At 71.3% G+C, this 15,460-nt stretch carries 14 protein-coding genes; 7 read left to right on the top strand and 7 right to left on the bottom strand.

Features of this window, described 5'->3' with window-relative positions; all coding sequences use genetic code 11:
* Window positions 1–601 (top strand): hypothetical protein (locus GA0115240_RS15625; protein WP_202451408.1); only part of this gene is annotated, 601 nt, incomplete at its 5' end.
* A 79-nt stretch (window positions 602–680) separates the two neighbouring features.
* Here GA0115240_RS15625 and GA0115240_RS15620 read toward each other — a convergent pair.
* Window positions 681–1,667: an aldo/keto reductase gene (locus GA0115240_RS15620; RefSeq protein WP_093737281.1), complete on the bottom strand. Its 987-nt coding sequence runs from the start codon at window positions 1,665–1,667 to the stop codon at window positions 681–683.
* A gap of 332 nt (window positions 1,668–1,999) precedes the next feature.
* Here GA0115240_RS15620 and GA0115240_RS15615 point away from each other — a divergent pair, with 332 nt between their 5' ends.
* Together GA0115240_RS15615 and GA0115240_RS15610 are read left to right on the top strand one after the other, a co-directional pair.
* Window positions 2,000–3,655, top strand: coding sequence for an MFS transporter (locus GA0115240_RS15615; protein ID WP_161302240.1), 1,656 nt, complete (start codon window positions 2,000–2,002; stop codon window positions 3,653–3,655).
* A gap of 347 nt (window positions 3,656–4,002) precedes the next feature.
* Window positions 4,003–4,965 carry a hypothetical protein gene (locus GA0115240_RS15610; RefSeq protein ID WP_218087426.1) on the top strand — a complete coding sequence of 321 codons (963 nt, stop codon included), beginning with the start codon at window positions 4,003–4,005 and terminating at the stop codon, window positions 4,963–4,965.
* 158 nt (window positions 4,966–5,123) lie between these two features.
* Here the strand turns inward: GA0115240_RS15610 and GA0115240_RS15605 are convergent, their stop codons facing one another.
* Window positions 5,124–5,765, bottom strand: coding sequence for a TetR/AcrR family transcriptional regulator (locus GA0115240_RS15605; RefSeq protein WP_093737279.1), 642 nt, complete (start codon window positions 5,763–5,765; stop codon window positions 5,124–5,126).
* A 78-nt stretch (window positions 5,766–5,843) separates the two neighbouring features.
* On the opposite strand from GA0115240_RS15605, the gene GA0115240_RS15600 reads away from it, so the two are divergent.
* Both GA0115240_RS15600 and GA0115240_RS15595 read left to right on the top strand, forming a co-directional pair.
* Complete coding sequence (locus GA0115240_RS15600; RefSeq protein ID WP_093737278.1) at window positions 5,844–7,202, top strand: carotenoid oxygenase family protein; 1,359 nt, start codon at window positions 5,844–5,846, stop codon at window positions 7,200–7,202.
* Window positions 7,203–7,405: 203 nt separating this feature from the next.
* Window positions 7,406–8,080 carry a maleylpyruvate isomerase family mycothiol-dependent enzyme gene (locus GA0115240_RS15595; RefSeq protein ID WP_161302238.1) on the top strand — a complete coding sequence of 225 codons (675 nt, stop codon included), beginning with the start codon at window positions 7,406–7,408 and terminating at the stop codon, window positions 8,078–8,080.
* 54 nt (window positions 8,081–8,134) lie between these two features.
* Here the strand turns inward: GA0115240_RS15595 and GA0115240_RS15590 are convergent, their stop codons facing one another.
* The 5 genes from GA0115240_RS15590 to GA0115240_RS15570 all read right to left on the bottom strand — a co-directional run bounded on the left by GA0115240_RS15590 (window position 8,135) and on the right by GA0115240_RS15570 (window position 13,082).
* Window positions 8,135–8,905 (bottom strand): helix-turn-helix transcriptional regulator, encoded by a 771-nt coding sequence (locus GA0115240_RS15590; RefSeq protein ID WP_202451406.1) that lies wholly within the window; start codon window positions 8,903–8,905, stop codon window positions 8,135–8,137.
* A gap of 154 nt (window positions 8,906–9,059) precedes the next feature.
* Window positions 9,060–10,085: a carboxymuconolactone decarboxylase family protein gene (locus GA0115240_RS15585; protein ID WP_093737276.1), complete on the bottom strand. Its 1,026-nt coding sequence runs from the start codon at window positions 10,083–10,085 to the stop codon at window positions 9,060–9,062.
* Between the two features lie 237 nt (window positions 10,086–10,322).
* Window positions 10,323–11,975, bottom strand: a complete 1,653-nt coding sequence (locus tag GA0115240_RS15580; protein WP_093737275.1) for an FAD-dependent oxidoreductase — start codon at window positions 11,973–11,975, stop codon at window positions 10,323–10,325.
* Window positions 11,972–12,541: a DUF5987 family protein gene (locus GA0115240_RS15575; RefSeq protein ID WP_093737274.1), complete on the bottom strand. Its 570-nt coding sequence runs from the start codon at window positions 12,539–12,541 to the stop codon at window positions 11,972–11,974. The genes GA0115240_RS15580 and GA0115240_RS15575 overlap by 4 nt, the downstream gene beginning before the upstream one ends.
* Before the next feature lie 103 nt (window positions 12,542–12,644).
* Complete coding sequence (locus tag GA0115240_RS15570; RefSeq protein WP_093737273.1) at window positions 12,645–13,082, bottom strand: SgcJ/EcaC family oxidoreductase; 438 nt, start codon at window positions 13,080–13,082, stop codon at window positions 12,645–12,647.
* Between the two features lie 415 nt (window positions 13,083–13,497).
* Between GA0115240_RS15570 and GA0115240_RS15565 the strand changes: the two genes are divergently transcribed.
* Together GA0115240_RS15565 and GA0115240_RS15560 are read left to right on the top strand one after the other, a co-directional pair.
* Window positions 13,498–14,295: a TIGR03084 family metal-binding protein gene (locus tag GA0115240_RS15565; RefSeq protein ID WP_370673342.1), complete on the top strand. Its 798-nt coding sequence runs from the start codon at window positions 13,498–13,500 to the stop codon at window positions 14,293–14,295.
* Window positions 14,296–14,433: 138 nt separating this feature from the next.
* Window positions 14,434–15,432: a DUF1702 family protein gene (locus tag GA0115240_RS15560; protein ID WP_093737271.1), complete on the top strand. Its 999-nt coding sequence runs from the start codon at window positions 14,434–14,436 to the stop codon at window positions 15,430–15,432.
* The last annotated feature ends 28 nt before the right edge of the window (window positions 15,433–15,460 follow it).

Raw genomic sequence — 15,460 nt, 5'->3', positions numbered from 1 at the left:
GCTGCGCGGCGCCTGGACCGGCAACCGCGGCATCCTGCACGCGGGTCGGGAGATCGTCCGCCCGCACGCCGGTGACCTGTGGATCACCTGCGCGCTGGAATTCCGCGGCCGCCATCACCCGGACCAGTGGCTGCCCCACCACTACACGTTCCTGTACTTCCACGACGAGGCCGTCTCGCTCGCGGCGGGCCACCGCCCGTGCGCCGAGTGCCGCCGGGCCGCCTACAACGCCTACCGCGCCGCCTGGGCCGAGGCCCTGGGCGGCGAGCCGCCGTCGGCGCGGCAGATGAACCAGCGGCTGCACGGCGAGCGCATCGTCCGCGGCACCCGGCGCAGGCGGACACACGCGCTGCCCTGGGCGGGGCTGCCCGACGGTACGTTCGTCCGGATCGGCGAGGTGAGCGCCCTGGTGCTCGGCGAGCAGCTGGTCGAGTGGGGCCCGGAGGGTTACCGGGCCCGGCGGCCCAGGCCCGGCGAAGGGGTGGCGGAGGTCATCACCCCGCCGTCGAGCGTCGCCGCCCTGCGGGCGGGGTATCCGGTGCAGATCGACGACTCCGCCCGGCGGCTGGCGGCGGGGCGGCCGGCGGCCCCCGACCGGTGAGGCGACCGGGTGATGCGACCGGTGAGGCCGCCACGGCCGGTCACGGGCGCCAGCCGCCGGGCGCCGGCCGCCGGCGACCTCATTCCCCTTCCGGGGTCGCGTACGTGCCGGTCTCGTAGCGGCTGCCGACCGGAGTCCTGAGCCCGCTGAGCCGCCGGAGCTGCTCGGGGGTCAGCCGGACGTCGAGGGCCGCCACGTTCTCGTCGAGCCGCGCCACCTGCTTGGTACCCGGGATGGGCACGATGTCGTCGCCCTGCGCGAGGACCCAGGCGATGGCGACCTGTGCGGGCGTGACGCCCGCGTCCTCCGCGACCGCTTTGACCTCGTCCACGATGGTCATGTTCTGGTCGAAGTTCTCCGCGCTGAACCGCGCGTTGCCGCGGCGCCAGTCGCTGGCGTCGAGATCCTCCCGGGTGCGGATCCGGCCGGTCAGGAAGCCCCGGCCGAGCGGGGCGTAGGCGACGACGCCGATGCCGAGCCGCCGCGCCAGCGGCAGCACCTCCGCCTCCGGATTGCGCGTCCACAGCGAGTACTCGTACTGCAGCGCGGTGATCGGGTGCACGGCGTGCGCGCGGCGGATCCGGTCCGGCAGCACCTCCGAAAGACCGAGGTGCCGGACCTTCCCCGCCGCGACGAGTTCGCCCATCACACCGACGGTCTCCTCGATCGGCGTGTCGGGGTCGATCCGGTGCTGGTAGTACAGGTCGATGTGATCGGTACGCAGCCGTTTCAGTGAACCGTCCACGGCCAGCCTGATGTTCTCCGGGCTGCTGTCGAGGGTGCCGACCTTGTCGCCGTGCGGATGCGAGATGACGCCGAACTTCGTCGCGATGACCACCTGGTCGCGGCGGCCGGCCACCGCCCGGCCCACCAACTCCTCATTGATGTAGGGGCCGTACGACTCCGCGGTGTCCAGCAGATCCACCCCGAGGTCGAGCGCCCGGTGGATGGTGCGGATCGACTCGGCGTCGTCGCGCGGGGAATCGGTGGCGTAGACGGCGGACATCCCCATGCATCCCAGGCCCAGCCGGGAAAGGTCCAGGCGGGGGAAAGCGGCGCGTTCCATGCGAGCCATGTCAGCGGCCTCCGTGATCGGGACGACGTGCGGTCCTGCCGGCGTGTCGTCGAGCCCGGGCCCGGCCGCGGACAGATCCAGCTTGGGGCGGCGGCAGGGGACCCGCAACCGGAGCCGGGCGGCGGCCGGCGAGGGCGGGAGGATGGCGCGCGGGGGAGATTGTCGCACCCGCCGCGCCGAAGGAAACGGTCATAGCGCTCGGACCGGGTCGTGTCGGACGCGTTATGAGCAATACACGAGAAGTCAGCTTCTCCCGGCACCCACCACGATGGCTGCCACGTGCCACTGCCGAGACACGCGTTCACCAACAACGGGGAGAAGCTATGGCCACGGCCGACGAGCACACCCGCGGGAAGAGCCACGGCACCTTCGAGCACCCGGTCGTCTTCTGGCTCGGCGCGGCGCTGTGTACGGTCGGCGTCCTGCTGCACCTGCCGATGTACATCGGCGCCCGCGACATGGGCTACCACCTCAACGGGATGAAGCCCGACCTGCCGATGATCAGCGGAATGGTGCTGATCGTGGTCGGCATGCTCGCCGCCCTGCACGGCGTGCTCCCGCGCGGCGGACGCCGTATCGGGGCGACGGCCGCACGGATCAGGGTCCGCACCCTGGACGACGCGCCCATCACCCGCCAACACGTGGCGCTGGTCGTGGTGATGGCGATCGCGGTGACCATCGACGTGATGAAGCCGACCGCGCTGGCCTTCGTCGCACCGGGCGTCGCGCAGGAGTACGGGCTCAAGTCACCCGCCAATCCGCACGGTCATATCCCGGTCTCCTGGCTTCCGTTGAGCGGGATCGCCGGCACGGTGGTCGGCTCGCTGGTGTGGGGCTGGCTGGGCGACCGGATCGGGCGGCGCGCTTCCATCATCCTGGCCGGCATGCTGTTCGTGTCGACGTCGATCTGCGGCGCGATGCCGGGCTTCAGCTGGAACCTGATGATGTGCTTCATCATGGGCATGGGCGCCGGCGGCATGCTGCCGATCACCTTCACCTTGATGGCCGAGACGATTCCGGCCCGCCATCGGGGCTGGCTGATGGTGCTGATCGGCGGGGACATCGCCGGGGCGTACGTGATCACCAGCTGGCTCGCGGCCCGGCTGACGCCCACCTACAGCTGGCGCATCCTGTGGCTCATCGGACTGCCGACCGGGCTGCTGTTCATCGCTCTCAACCGCTGGATTCCCGAGTCCCCGCGCTTCCTGCTCGCCACCGGCCGCCGCCGCGAGGCCGAGGAGGTGCTCGGCCGCTACGGCGCGGTGGCCGAGGAAATGGACGCGGACGAGATCAAGGCCGAACAGGCCCGGGAGGTCGCCGGGCGCGGCAACTACCTCACCTTGTTCCGCGGCGCGTTGCTCGGGCCGACGCTGGCGATCACCCTGCTGGGCGTCGGGGTCGGGCTGATGACGTACGGCTTCCAGCTGTGGGTGCCGACGAACCTCCAGCATCTGGGCTACTCGGCGGTGAACTCCGACTACGTCATCCGTAACGCGGCGCTGCTCGGACTGCCGCTGACCGTGCTCTGCGCGTGGATGTACGGGGTGTGGGGGAGCCGCAAGACCATCGTGACCGTCACCGGGGTCACCGGGCTGACCCTCATCGGCTTCGTGATCGCGGGCAACTCGCTGGCCCACAACCATCTGCTGCTCTCGCTGCTCCTGGTGGTGCCGCTGTCCGGGGTCAGCTCGGTGGTCGCGGTCGTCGCCGGGTACGCGGCCGAGGTGTATCCCACGCTGGTGCGGTCGCGTGGCACCGGGCTGGCCGCCGGAATGACGAAGGCGGGCGGTGTGCTGATCCTGGCGCTGACCGTGGCCGCCGCCGCCGTGCCGTCGATCGGTGCGACCGCCCTCATCGGGGCGGTGCCCCTGCTGCTGGCAGCGGTGATCTTCCTGTGGATCGGTCCGGAGACCAAGGCCCGCCGGCTGGAGGACATCAACGACGAACTGCGCCGGGAGAGGACTCCCGCGGTGCCGTGAGGCCCGGGGGCCGCTCCGCCCGTGCGGGCACCAGGCCCCGGCCCACCCCCAGACGCGTGCCCGGTGTCCGTAGACCCCCGCTCCGGACGCCGGGCGCGCATTTCTTCTCCGGCCGGTAACCGGCGTCGGCGTCGGCGCCGGCTCCTGCGTCGGCTCCTGCGTCGGCATCGCCTCTGGCATCGGCGCCCGCGGCGCGCATCCGACCTGCCGCTCCCCCCGCCACCTCCCGACTTCTCCTACCTCAGCCCGCGGTTCACCGGCAGCGCGGCCGGCGGCCGGCGGGGCAGGCCCTGGTTCGGCGCGATCCCGTCCGATTGTCTGCGCACAGGCCTAGGAGGCCCACTACCGTGACCGATCTCGATCTGTCCCGGGCGCCGGCGGAAGCCCCGCCCCGGACGTCCCTGTTCGTCACCGGAAGCTTTCCGCACCGCCGGTGGCTCGTGCTCCTGCTCAGCCTGATCGCCGGTCTGCTGCTCGCGTACGCGTGGTCGGCCGACCTGGTCGACGACCAGATAGGCGTCAACACCGCGCACAGCGTGCTGGGCCACGACCCGACCGCCCCGATCAGCGGGGTCGCCTCGGGCATCGTCTTCGCCTTCGTCTCCGGTATGGCGGGGTCCTTCACCGCCTGCAACATCGCGGCCTTCGGGGCGGTGGGTCCGCTGGTGGGCCAGCAGCAGACCCGCCGGGACCGCTTCATCAGCACCGTCAAGCCGCTCGGCTGGGTGGCGGCCGGCATGATTCCGGTGTCGGCGGTCTACGGCATCATCGTCGGCCTGGTCGGCACCAGGATGCCGCAGTTCTCCAACGCCGCGACACCGGGGATCTCGCCCAAGATCGCCCAGGCGATGATCGCGTTCGGCGTGGTCGGCGTGGTGATGGTGATCCTCGGCCTGGCCGCCGCCGGCGTCGTCCCGGACCCGCTGGGCGCGGTCTCCCGCCGCTTCCCCAACGCCCCCCTGATCGTGATGGGCGCGCTGATCGGCGGCTTCCTGGTCGGACGGCCCTACCCGCTCTTCCACAACCTGTTCCGCCACGCCGCCGAGACCCACAACCCGCTCTTCGGCGCGGTCGCCTTCTCCCTGCAGTCCATCGGCAACATCGTCGTGATGGCGCTGCTCTTCATCCTGCTCTCCTACGGCACCGGCGGCCGCCTCCAGCAGTGGATGGCCGCGAAGGCGGGCCGGATCAGCACGGTGACGGCGTCGGCCTTCCTCGTCGCCGGCGTCTTCACCCTGGCGTACTGGGAACTGCGGCTCTCCGGCCGCCTCGGCTACCTGTGGTGGCCGACAGCCCCCTGGAACGCGTAGCACGCCGCGGCGGGCGGGGCCCGACCCCGCCTGCCGCTGCACGGCGTCGCCGTTTACCTCGGGTGTCCGGGCGGGACGCGGCCGGCCTGTGCCGGCGCGCCCGGTGTCCGGGCGGGAGCTGACGCAGCCGTCGGCCGGATCTTTCCGTCCCGGATCTTTCAGTCCCGGCGGTCGCGCGCCCGTTTCATGACCGCGGCGGCCTCCGCGGGATCCTCCCCGGCGCCGACCAGCAACGCCGAGATCTGCGCTTCGTAGCAGGTGTCCGCGTCGTAGGGCGGGATCAGGTAGCCGCCGAGTTCGAGGGTGACCAGGCCGTGGAGGGCGATCCACAGCTGGTGGGCGACGAGCTGGGCGTCGCCGGCGTGGAAACGCTTCGCCTCCATGCAGCGCTCCACCGCGCGGACCACGCTGCTCAGCGTGTAGCGCCCGTGCTGGCGGTCCTCGTCGGTCAGCGCGAAGCCGCCCAGGCCGGGGCCGCCGAACATGACGCCGTACAGATTGCGGTGCTCCAGCGCGTTGCGCCGGTAAGCCCAGCCCAGGGCCACCACGTCGCAGACCGGGTCGGCCGTCTCATGGACCGCCGTCATCTCCTGGTCCAGGAGCTGGAAGCCCTCGCGGACCATGGCCCGGACCAGGTCCTCCTTGCCGCCGAAGCGGGTGTAGACCGCCATCGTCGAGGTGCCCACCGCCGCCGCCAGACGCCGCGTGGACAGCGCCTGGGGCCCCTCCTCGGCCAGCAGCTTCGCCGCGGCCTCGATGAGGTTCTCGCCGAGCTTCGGGTCGATGTGACGTGGGCTCACCCTTGACATGATTCCACGCCGCTGCCAATCTGTACAACAACGGTGTTATATAACGACGATATGCAAAGGCGGACGGCCATGAACGCGCCTCGCAAGCACAGCACTTCACACCTGCTGACCGCGCCCTACCGGCCGGTCGCCGAAGAACTCACCGTCCTGGAGCCGGCGGTGCGCGGCACCCTGCCGGAGGGGCTCGACGGACGCCTGCTCAGCATCGGCGCCAACTCGCTCGGCTCCTACGACCCGGCGACCGACCACCAGTTCGGCGGCGACGCCATGATCCACGGGCTGCGGCTGCGCGGCGGCCGCGCCGAGTGGTACCGCAACCGCTGGCTGCGCACCGACCGGGTGGCCGCCGGACTCGGCGAACTGCCCACCCCGGGCCCGCGCCGCGGCCTGTCGGACAACGCCAACGCCGGCCTCGTCCAGCACGCCGGGAAGCTGCTCGCGCTCGGCGACGGGGGAGTGCTGCCCCACCAGCTCGGCCCGGAACTCGACACGATCGCCCGGATCGACTTCGACGGCACGCTTCCCGGCGGCCTGAGCGCCCGCCCGGTCACCGACCCGCTGACCGGTGAACTCCACGCGGTGGCCTACGACCACGAGGCGGACCACGTCACCTACCTCGTGCTGGACACCCAGGGCCGGGTGCGCACCGCGGAGCCCGTCGCGGTGAAGGGCACGCCGATGATGCAGGCGATGTCCCTGACGGATCGTCACGTCGTGCTCTACGACCTGCCGGTGACCTACAGCGAGCAGGCCGCGGCGGCCGGCTCCCGGGTCCCGTACGCCTGGAACGACAGCCACGGCGCCCGGCTCGGCGTGCTGCCGCGCGACGGCGGCGACGCCGACGTGCTGTGGATGGACATCGAGCCCTGCTTCGTCTTCCATCCGGTCAACGCCTACGAGCGCGGTCGCGAGATCGTCGTCGACGTGATCCGGCACGAACGGGCCTTCGACCGGGACCGGTTGCACCCCAGCGAGTCCGCCCCGACCATGTGGCGCTGGACGGTCGACCGGCTGAGCGGCAGCGTCAGCGAACGCCAACTCTTCAACGAGGTCGAGGAGTTCGCCCGGATCGACGACCGCTACAGCGGAGGGCCGCACCGCTGGACCTGGTCGGTCGGCCTGGACCCGGACCGTGCCGCCGCCCTGGCCGGCCCCCGGCTGATCCGCCACGACCTGCGGACCCTGCGGACCGACGTGCACGACCTGGGCCCCGGACGGGAGGCCGGCGAGCCGGTGTTCGTGCCGCGCAGCGCCTGCGCGGCGGAGGGCGACGGCTGGCTGCTGAGCCTGGTCCACGACGCGGCCACCGACCGCAGCGAACTCGTCGTGATCGACAACGACGACTTCACCGGCCCGCCCGTCGCGGTGGTCCCGCTGCCGGCCCGCGTCCCGCACGGCCTGCGGACCGAGTGGGTCAGCGGGAGTTGATCCCGCGATGTTTCCCGCACCTGCCGACTCACCGCCCGGCGGCCCGGATCGGGCACGGCGGGAGAAGTGTCGGCCTTGCCGGGGCGTCAACACTGGTTCCCTCAGGGGGAGTTGGGCCGAACGGCCCACCGGGGGGACTGCCGTGCCGGTGTGCGTGACGGCCTTTCCACCTGGCCGATCTCCCGCCCCGAAGGAGACCCGGTTTGTCCACACCCGACTGGCAGCGCGCCCCGCATCACCTCGCCTACCGCTTCTCCCGGGAGTACATCACCGCGCTGCTGGCGGAACGGCCGCAGGACGCGGACCTGCCGGTGCCGGCCTGCCCCGGATGGTCGGTACGCGATGTGGTGGTCCATCTGCTGGGCATCTGCCGCTCGGTGGCCGAACTCCCCGCGGACGGGCCCGAGCCGGGCTCGGTGGCGGGCGAGGACGCGGCGCCCCTGCTGGCGGCCTGGGAGCGTGTCGGCGCGGTCACCGAGGGCCTGCTGGAGAACGGTACGCGGGGTGGGAACGGAATCCTGGTAATGGACGCGCTCAGCCACGAACTCGACATCCGGCGGGCCCTCGCGGTGGCCCCGCCCGCCGAACACCCCTCCTACCCGACCGCGTTGGCAGTGGTCACGGGTGGTTTCTCGGCTTCGGTGCGCGGGCACGGCCTGCCGCCGCTGCTGATCGAGACCCCCGGTACCCAGTGGACGGCGGGCGCCGGCCGGCCGCAGGCCCGCTGGAGCGGGCCGCGCCACGATCTGCTGCGCTCGCTCAGCGGCCGCCGCAGCGCGGGGCAGATCTCGGCCATGACCTGGAGCCAGGACAGTTCGCCCTGGCTCCACGCGTTCCGCTGGGGCCCGTTCAGCCCGCCGCAGGTGCCCGTCGAGTAGACCCCGTGCCCCGGACGGCGCTCACGAGACGGGCGCCGTCCGGTGCACGGTCCCTCAGGTCGCCGTCGCCGCCAGGGCCCGTTCCCGGCCGTCGAGTTCCGGCAGCGCGAGCAGGATGGGCAGGTCGAACGGCCCCACCGGCCGCAAGGCCACATCGGTGGTGTAGGCACTTCCGCCGGACACGGTCACCGGCCAGGCGGCCCCGATCAGCAGCGGAGTCCGGATCCGCGGTCCCCCGTCCGGTTCCTGGTCCCGGGTCGACACGGCCGCCGCCCGGACGAACCACTCGCCGTCGGGAATGCTGAGCTGGAAGGGGCCGGCCCCGTCGAGGATGTCGCAGGACTGCGGCAGGCCCTCCACGATGGGGGTGTTGAACGCCCCGACATAGATCCGCAGCGGTCCGAAGCCCTCCGGAATGGCCAGCAGCCCGCTCAGGGACGATAACTTCTGGTCAGGGCATGACATTCCGAACGGTGTGATCTGCGGCAGCCCGTCCTCGGCGAGAAACCGGTACCGGGCCGGCGAGATGCCGACACTGCGGGTGAAACGGCTGGTGAAGGTGCCCAGGCTGTTGTAGCCCACCCGGTAGGAGATCTCCGTGACGCTCGACGGGGTCTCCAGCAGGTGGCGCTTGGCCATGAAGAGCCTGATCGCGCTGAGGAACCGGCCGGGAGACGTCCCGGTGACGTCCCGGAATACCCGGGAGTAGTAGAATTTACTGAAGATCGCCGCCTCAGCCAGTTCCTCGAGTGTCAGTGGATCGGCGTACCGATTCCACATGATGGTGATGGTCCGTTCGATCGCTTCCTCTGCCGCCATCTGCATCCGGCTTCCCCCAACCGTGGATGATTACAGTTGCGTTCTCTGAAAGTGCGCGCACTGAGATGTGCTCATTTCGGAACGATCAACGGAAGCGCGGTCTGCGGTCCTCGCGGCGCGCGGGAGACGGTGGCACCGGATGTGCCGGTGCCCCGGCCGCCTAGCGCCAGGTGCGCATCCACGCGCCGGCTTCGCGGGCCGCCGCCATCGCGGCCCACGCCGTCGCTTCGATCAGCCGTGTGTCGTCCGGCGTCTCCGCGTGGAAACCACGGATCACCTCGTCGTCGATCTGGTAGGACGCGAGTGCGGTGAGCAGTGCCAGCCGCCCCGCCGCCCGGTCCGCGGCGGCCAGTTCCCCGACCGCGCCGTCCACCCAGCCCCTGCTGATGCCGACCGGCCGGCCGTCCCAGACCTTGAGGCGGTCCAGGACCAGCCGGCGGACCGGCTGGGACAGGGCGCGTTCGCCGGCCGCGTCGATCGCGGCGGCCGCTCGCGAGAACGCCTGGACGAGCACGGTGTTCCGGCCCGTCCAGGAAAGGTCCTCGGCAAGCGGGGCCGGCGGCAGCAGGTCCAGGCTGGAGCCGGGATGTGCGGTGTCCCGTTCGGCCGCGTGCTGGAGCCAGTTGAGCACCGGCCCGACGACCCGCAGTGCCTGTACCGGCACCTTCGGCGGCAGCGGGGCATCGCCCAGGAAGATGTTCACCATCCGGTTGAGGTAGTGCAGCAGTACCGCCACCGCTACCAGTTCCGGGGCGTGTTCGGCCGGAAAGGGGACGGGATCGCCGTCCTCGTCCGACCCGCGGGTCGCGTTGGCCCTGGCCCAGCCGGCCACGTCCGATGCCTCGGCCTCACCGCCCAGGCTTGCCCACATCGACGTGTGCATCGTCACACAATAAGGACACGTGTTCGCGTCGGAAATCATCGCCGCGACCGCTTCTTTTTCCCGCCGGCCGACCAGGCCCGGGCTGACCAGCGATTCCCGGAGCATGATCCAGACGGCCGCGGTCACCTCCGGGCTCGGCGCGTGCAGGGCCAGCGGCGGCGCCAGTACGCCGAACTCCCGCTCTCCGTCGCGGTAGACCCGGGACACCACCGGCTCGGAGGTGCGGAACGGGACCTTCGCCACATGGCGGATCTGGACGAGGGAGAGTTCCCTCAGGCTGGTCCGTACGAGCCGGGCTCTCACGACTGCTCCCCGTTTCTTTCGGTTCCCCGGGAATCGGTTCCCGGGGAACTCGCGCGACTGGTCCGGGCCGCTGTGCCGCCCGGAGCCCTCTGTGGATCGGGACCGTTGCGCCGTTCCGCGGAATTCCTGACGGCTCCCGGCGCTCCGGAGGGCTCCGGGCCGGGACGGATCGTGCCGGTGGTGCTGCGGCGAGGCCGCGGCGGACCGGTCGGTCCACCGCGGCCGGCCGGTCCGCGGTCAGTGCGCGAGATCCGCGGCCAGCGCGGCGGTGCCACGGCGGGCGCTGGTCTCTCCGTCCGGCGACGGCGCGCCGTAGCTCACCGAAACCCCGCGGTCCTGGAGTGCTTTGACGATGCCGGGCATCGCCCGCTCGGCGAGCGCCGCGACGGTGAAGGCGGGATTGACCGTCAGTCCACCGGGCACCGCCGCGCTGTCGGTCACGAAGATGCCGGGATGCCCGCGCAGTTCGTGCCGGTCGTCGAGGGCGGAAGTTGCCGGGTCGTCGCCGATCCGGCAGGACGCCAGCGGGTGGACGGTGTACGCCCCCACCACGTCGTTGGTCCAGGGCATGACCCTGCCGAGCCCATCGCGCTCCAGGATCTCCTTCACCGATGCGTCGGACAGTTCCCAGCCGCGGCGGGTGTTCTTGGTGGGCTGGTAGCTGATTGTGCCAAGTCCGAGCATCTGCTGCGAGATCCGGTCGGAGTTGCCGGTCTCCGGGGGCGGTCCGAAGACGCCCTCGTTGTCGTCCTCGGACATGGTGAAGATGGTCATCCAGGACTGCCAGTGCTTGAGCAGTTCCTTCTTCTCCTTGCCGAACCAGGTCGGCCCGGTCGCGTCCGGCACCTGGGCCAGGATGGTGCCGAGGCCCGGCGGGAAGTACAGCTGCTCCAGCGAGTACCGCTCGAACTCCGGGCGGGAGCCGTCCAGATAGTCCCAGGAGGCGACACTCGGCCCCTTCCCGATCTGGTTGGCGGCGAAGGCCACGCTCTCGTCCCGGCTGAGGCCGAGCAGTTCGCGCACCTTGTCCTCGTCCAGCACCGCGGTGTTCAGCCGCTCCCCGTTGCCGGAGAAGTACCGTCCCACCCCGTGCGGCATCGGCCCGAGTTCGGGCTCGGACCGCTGCAGGATCACCGGGGTCGCCGCCGCGCCGGCCGCGACGATGACGATCTTCGCGTCGATGGTGCCGCGCTCGGGGTGCTCCCGGTAGTCGGCCTCGTCGACGGTCTCGTAGTGCACCCGGTAACCGCCGCCTTCGGTCCGGGTGATCTTCTGCACCTCGTGCAGCGGGCGGATCTCGGCGCCGTGCGCCTGCGCGGCCGGAAGGTAGTTGAGCAGCAGCGAGCGCTTGGCGTCGAAACGGCAACCGGACATCATCCAGTTGCAGTTGGTGCACAGCGCGTCGTCGATCGCGGTCGGCAGCGGATTGGCGGTGTGTCCCGCCGCGTTGCAGGCCGCCGCCCACAGGCCGCCCGCGTACGTCGCGGTGTTCCAGTCCGACGGGGTGATGGGCAGTGCCTCGGCCACCCGGTCGTACCAGGGGTCGAGCGCGTCGCGGTTGATGCTGCCCGGCCACATCCGCCGGCCGATGCTGCCCTGCCGCTCGAAGACGAAGCGCGGGGCCCGCGGCATGGCGGCGAAGTACACCACCGACCCGCCGCCCACGCAGTTGCCGCTGAGCACGCTCATCCCGTCGCCGACGACGAACTCGAAGGCGCGGGTGGACGAGGTGCCCAGCCGGAAGTCGTGGTCGAAGTCCTGCGCCTGAAGCCAGGGGCCCCGCTCCAGCACCGTCACCTTCGCGCCGCCGGCCGCCAGGTGGTAGGCCGCGATGGCGCCGCCGAAGCCGCTGCCGATGATCAGGGCGTCCGTCTGCTCGCTCGTCGTCACGCCAGACTCCCGGAGGCGATGGTGTCGGGGTGCAGCTCGGCCAGCGGCTTGCGGTAGGAGAAGTCCGGGAAGCGCCACAGCCCGTCGGCGTTCGGGGGCTGGTAGCCGATGGCCAGCAGCCCCACGTGGCCGGCTGCGATCGCCTCGGTGGTGTGCAGGTGCGCGCCGGTGTCGAACGCCATGTTGCAAAAGAGCGCCAGACCCGTCCACAGCACCTTCTCCGGGTGCCCCGGCAGGGTCAGTTCCTCCACCAGCGCCACCCGGTCCGAATACTCCAGCGTGACGAAGGGCGGCGCCGTGTCGTCGACGCCCAGACCGTGGTCGTCGCGGTACTTCTCCGCGTAGGTGTCCAGCGAGGAGGCGAGATCCTCCAGCATCGGAGCCATGCCGCCCTCCGGCATTTCCAGCAGCGCCAGTGCACCGGCCGCGACCGCTCCACCGCCTTCGGAGACGCCGGCTATCGCCCGGTCGTCCGGTGACCGCTTTTCACCCGGAATGATGGTGTCCGCGAACGCTTCGAGTGTCGCGGTCCACTCGGCTCCGTCCGGATCCTCAGCCGATTGCACAGCATTTCTCCCATCCGTGTTATGGGCGATTCGAAACGCCCTCAACGGTCGGCCCGCCGAGGCGTATTTCCTCTGCGAGCCGACGGATTTATCGAGGTGCTAATCAGGCGCCCGGAAGATTGACGGGGCTGTTCTGGTAGGCGGAGATAGCCCATTCACCGTCCTGTTTGACACACACCCAGGTGGCCCGGATGAGCTGCGCGGGGGCAACCGTGTCCGCGCCGGGCAGGGTCACTCCGCCCTCGGTGACCATCACGCCCGTGTGCCCGTCGATGAAGCGGATGCTCAGCGGCTTGCCGACCACCCCGGTGCCCTTGTACGGCCCGGCGTAGCCCTTCGCCATGTAGTCGCCGATTTCCTGCCGGCCCTGGAGGAACACGTCCCCGGGCAGGAGCGCGGTCGCGTCGGGGGTGAAGACGGCGGCGAACTGCTCACCGCTCTGTGCCGCCCACGCTGCGCTGATGCTCGCCGCGAGGCCGCCGATGGCCGCCTTGTCCGCGTCGGTGAGAGTGGTACCGACGGCGGTCTCGACTTCGGTCATGGTGCGCTGCCTTCCTGTCGGTGCGAGGCGCCGGGGGTCGGGTGACCACGCGGCTGGCGCTCTTGGAGGACATCCTTGGTGCGGGCCGGACCTGACGCATCTTCCGTATTGCGCTCTCGGCGCGGGAACCACGCCCCGGGTGATCAGGAAGTCCCGTGCCGGACCGTGCACCGCCACCGATCCATCCGTTTTGTGGACCGCCGCAAGATCGCATTATTCGAGGTGCCCGAGCACGTTTCCCGTACCACCGACAAAACCAAAGCAAGCACAGAGAAGTCACCGTCAAGCCGGGCCCGGAGAATCGTCCACCAGATCGGCCTCCCAGTGACGCCGTGACACGGGACAGTGCGGTGCCCGTCGTTCGGGACCGCAGCAGAGCAAATTTTCCGTTCATCCCTCATCGAAGGGGAAAGACGTGCCCGCAATGCAGGACGTATTCACCGACCTGGTCATCGAGGGAGACGAACTCGACGCCGTCGTCGCCGACCTGACGTCGGACGAGTGGGACCTGGCGACGCCCTCCCCCGGCTGGACCATCGCCCACCAGATCGCGCACCTGGCCTTCATCGCCCACCTGGCCGGACTCGCGGTGAGCGACCCGGCGGCCTTCGAGGCCGCCGCCGTCCCCGCCAGGAGCGACTTCCAGGGGACGGTGGACGCCAAGCTCACCGAGTACCTGGCCGACCCGCCCGAGCAGCTGCTGGAGCGCTGGCGCGCCGAACGCACCGCCGCCGACCGGGCGCTGGCCGCGCTGCCGGCCGGCGCGATCGTGCCGTGGCTGGTGAACCCGCTGCCGTCCGGCGTGCTCGCGGCGGCCGGGATGATGGAGGTCTACGCCCACGGCCAGGACATCCTCGACGCGCTGGGCCTGGTCCGGGTCCCCACCGACCGGATCGGCCACCTGGCCTTCTTCGGCACCCGGACCCGCGACTTCGGCTACCTCGCCCGGGGCGAGAAGCCGCCCGCCGAGGAGTTCCGCTTCGAACTGACCGCGCCCTCCGGGCAGGTCTGGGCCTTCGGCCCGGAGGACGCCGAGCAGAAGGTCAGCGGTCCGGCCGCGGACTTCTGCCTGCTCATCACCCGGCGCCGGCACCGCGACGACCTCGCGCTGACGGCCACCGGTTCCCTGGCCGACCACTGGCTGGACATCGCCCAGGCCTACCGCGGTCCGGCCGGCGAAGGCCGCAAGCCCGCCCAGTTCGCGACCACCTAGCCTCCGCCCGGCGGCACCGCTCAGCGCGCCACCGCCGGCGCCCCGCGCGCCGGCGACCGGCTCCCGACCGCCGGACGACCGGCGGGCGGGGCCGGGGCCGCGGCCGTCCCCTGCGTCTTCTCCGATGAGGAATGATTGATGTCAACGACCATCCTGGGGTCGGTCCGCAAGCGCCTGGTGACCCCCGCCACCACCGAGATCACCTTCGAGACCCGCGGCTTCGAGGCGCTCAGCCCCGATGCCAAGGCCCGCCTGGAGATGAGCGCGCTCCAGTTCCTGGTCGGCTTCGAGTTCGCCATCGAGCACTCGGGACACGGCGAGATCGTCACCCGGCTGCGGACGCTGGAGCGCGAGTACCAGGGCTTCGCCTTCGAGGGCGCGGCCATGGCGCTGGCCCTGCGCGACGCCATGTCACCGTCCCCCGGCAACCGGCTGACCGAGACCTTCCTGGCCGGCCCCGGCTTCGACGACGGCCCCGGCTCCCGGCACATCTTCATGGCTTACCTCGGTGTCGGCTTCGCACTGGCCCGGCTGCCGCGGGCGATGTGGCGGCGCGCACTGCCCGACCCGCGCAAGCTCGCCGACCACCCCACCTTGAGCTGGCTCATCATGGACGGCTACGGCTTCCACGAGGCCTTCTTCCACCACCCCAAGTGGGTCGACCGGCACTTCGTCGGCCAGGGCTACCCGTATCCCGGAAACCCCGCCTACACCCAGCGCGCCATCGACCAGGGCGTCGGCCGCGGCATGTGGTTCGTCTGCGGCGGCGACGTCGAGCGCCTGCTGGCCAGGATCAAGGGCTTCCCGCCCGGCCGGCACCCCGATCTGCTGTCCGGAGCCGGCCTCGCCGCGTCCTACGCCGGCGGTGTCGGCGCCGACGACCTCGAAGCGCTGCTGCGCGGCGCCGGTGCGTACCGGCCGGAGGTCTCCCAGGGGGCGGTGTTCGCCCTGCGGGCCCGCGAGGTGTCGGGCCTGATCACCGAGCACAACGAGATGGCCGCGCAGATCTTCTGCGGCATGACCGCCGACGAGGCGGCCCAGATCGCGGCCAAGTGCGTCATCGACCTTCCCGAGGACGAGGGCGCGGTCCCCGCTTACGAGGTTTTCCGCCAGCGCATCCAGCAGCACTTCCGCTGAGCGCGGCTCATCCCCGTCGATGAGGAGA

This window comes from Streptomyces sp. DvalAA-14, from assembly GCF_900091855.1.
In the GTDB taxonomy this organism is placed as follows: Bacteria; Actinomycetota; Actinomycetes; order Streptomycetales; family Streptomycetaceae; genus Actinacidiphila.
This window is presented reverse-complemented; position numbering and strand designations above follow the sequence as displayed.

Excerpts from the sequence above, each read along its gene's own strand:
- GA0115240_RS15620 (WP_093737281.1), bottom strand. The coding sequence starts at position 1,667 with ATGGAACGCGCCGCTTTCCCCCGCCTGGACCTTTCCCGGCTGGGCCTG.
- GA0115240_RS15615 (WP_161302240.1), top strand. The coding sequence starts at position 2,000 with ATGGCCACGGCCGACGAGCACACCCGCGGGAAGAGCCACGGCACCTTC.
- GA0115240_RS15600 (WP_093737278.1), top strand. The coding sequence starts at position 5,844 with ATGAACGCGCCTCGCAAGCACAGCACTTCACACCTGCTGACCGCGCCC.
- GA0115240_RS15590 (WP_202451406.1), bottom strand. The coding sequence starts at position 8,905 with ATGCAGATGGCGGCAGAGGAAGCGATCGAACGGACCATCACCATCATG.
- GA0115240_RS15570 (WP_093737273.1), bottom strand. The coding sequence starts at position 13,082 with ATGACCGAAGTCGAGACCGCCGTCGGTACCACTCTCACCGACGCGGAC.
- GA0115240_RS15560 (WP_093737271.1), top strand. The coding sequence starts at position 14,434 with ATGTCAACGACCATCCTGGGGTCGGTCCGCAAGCGCCTGGTGACCCCC.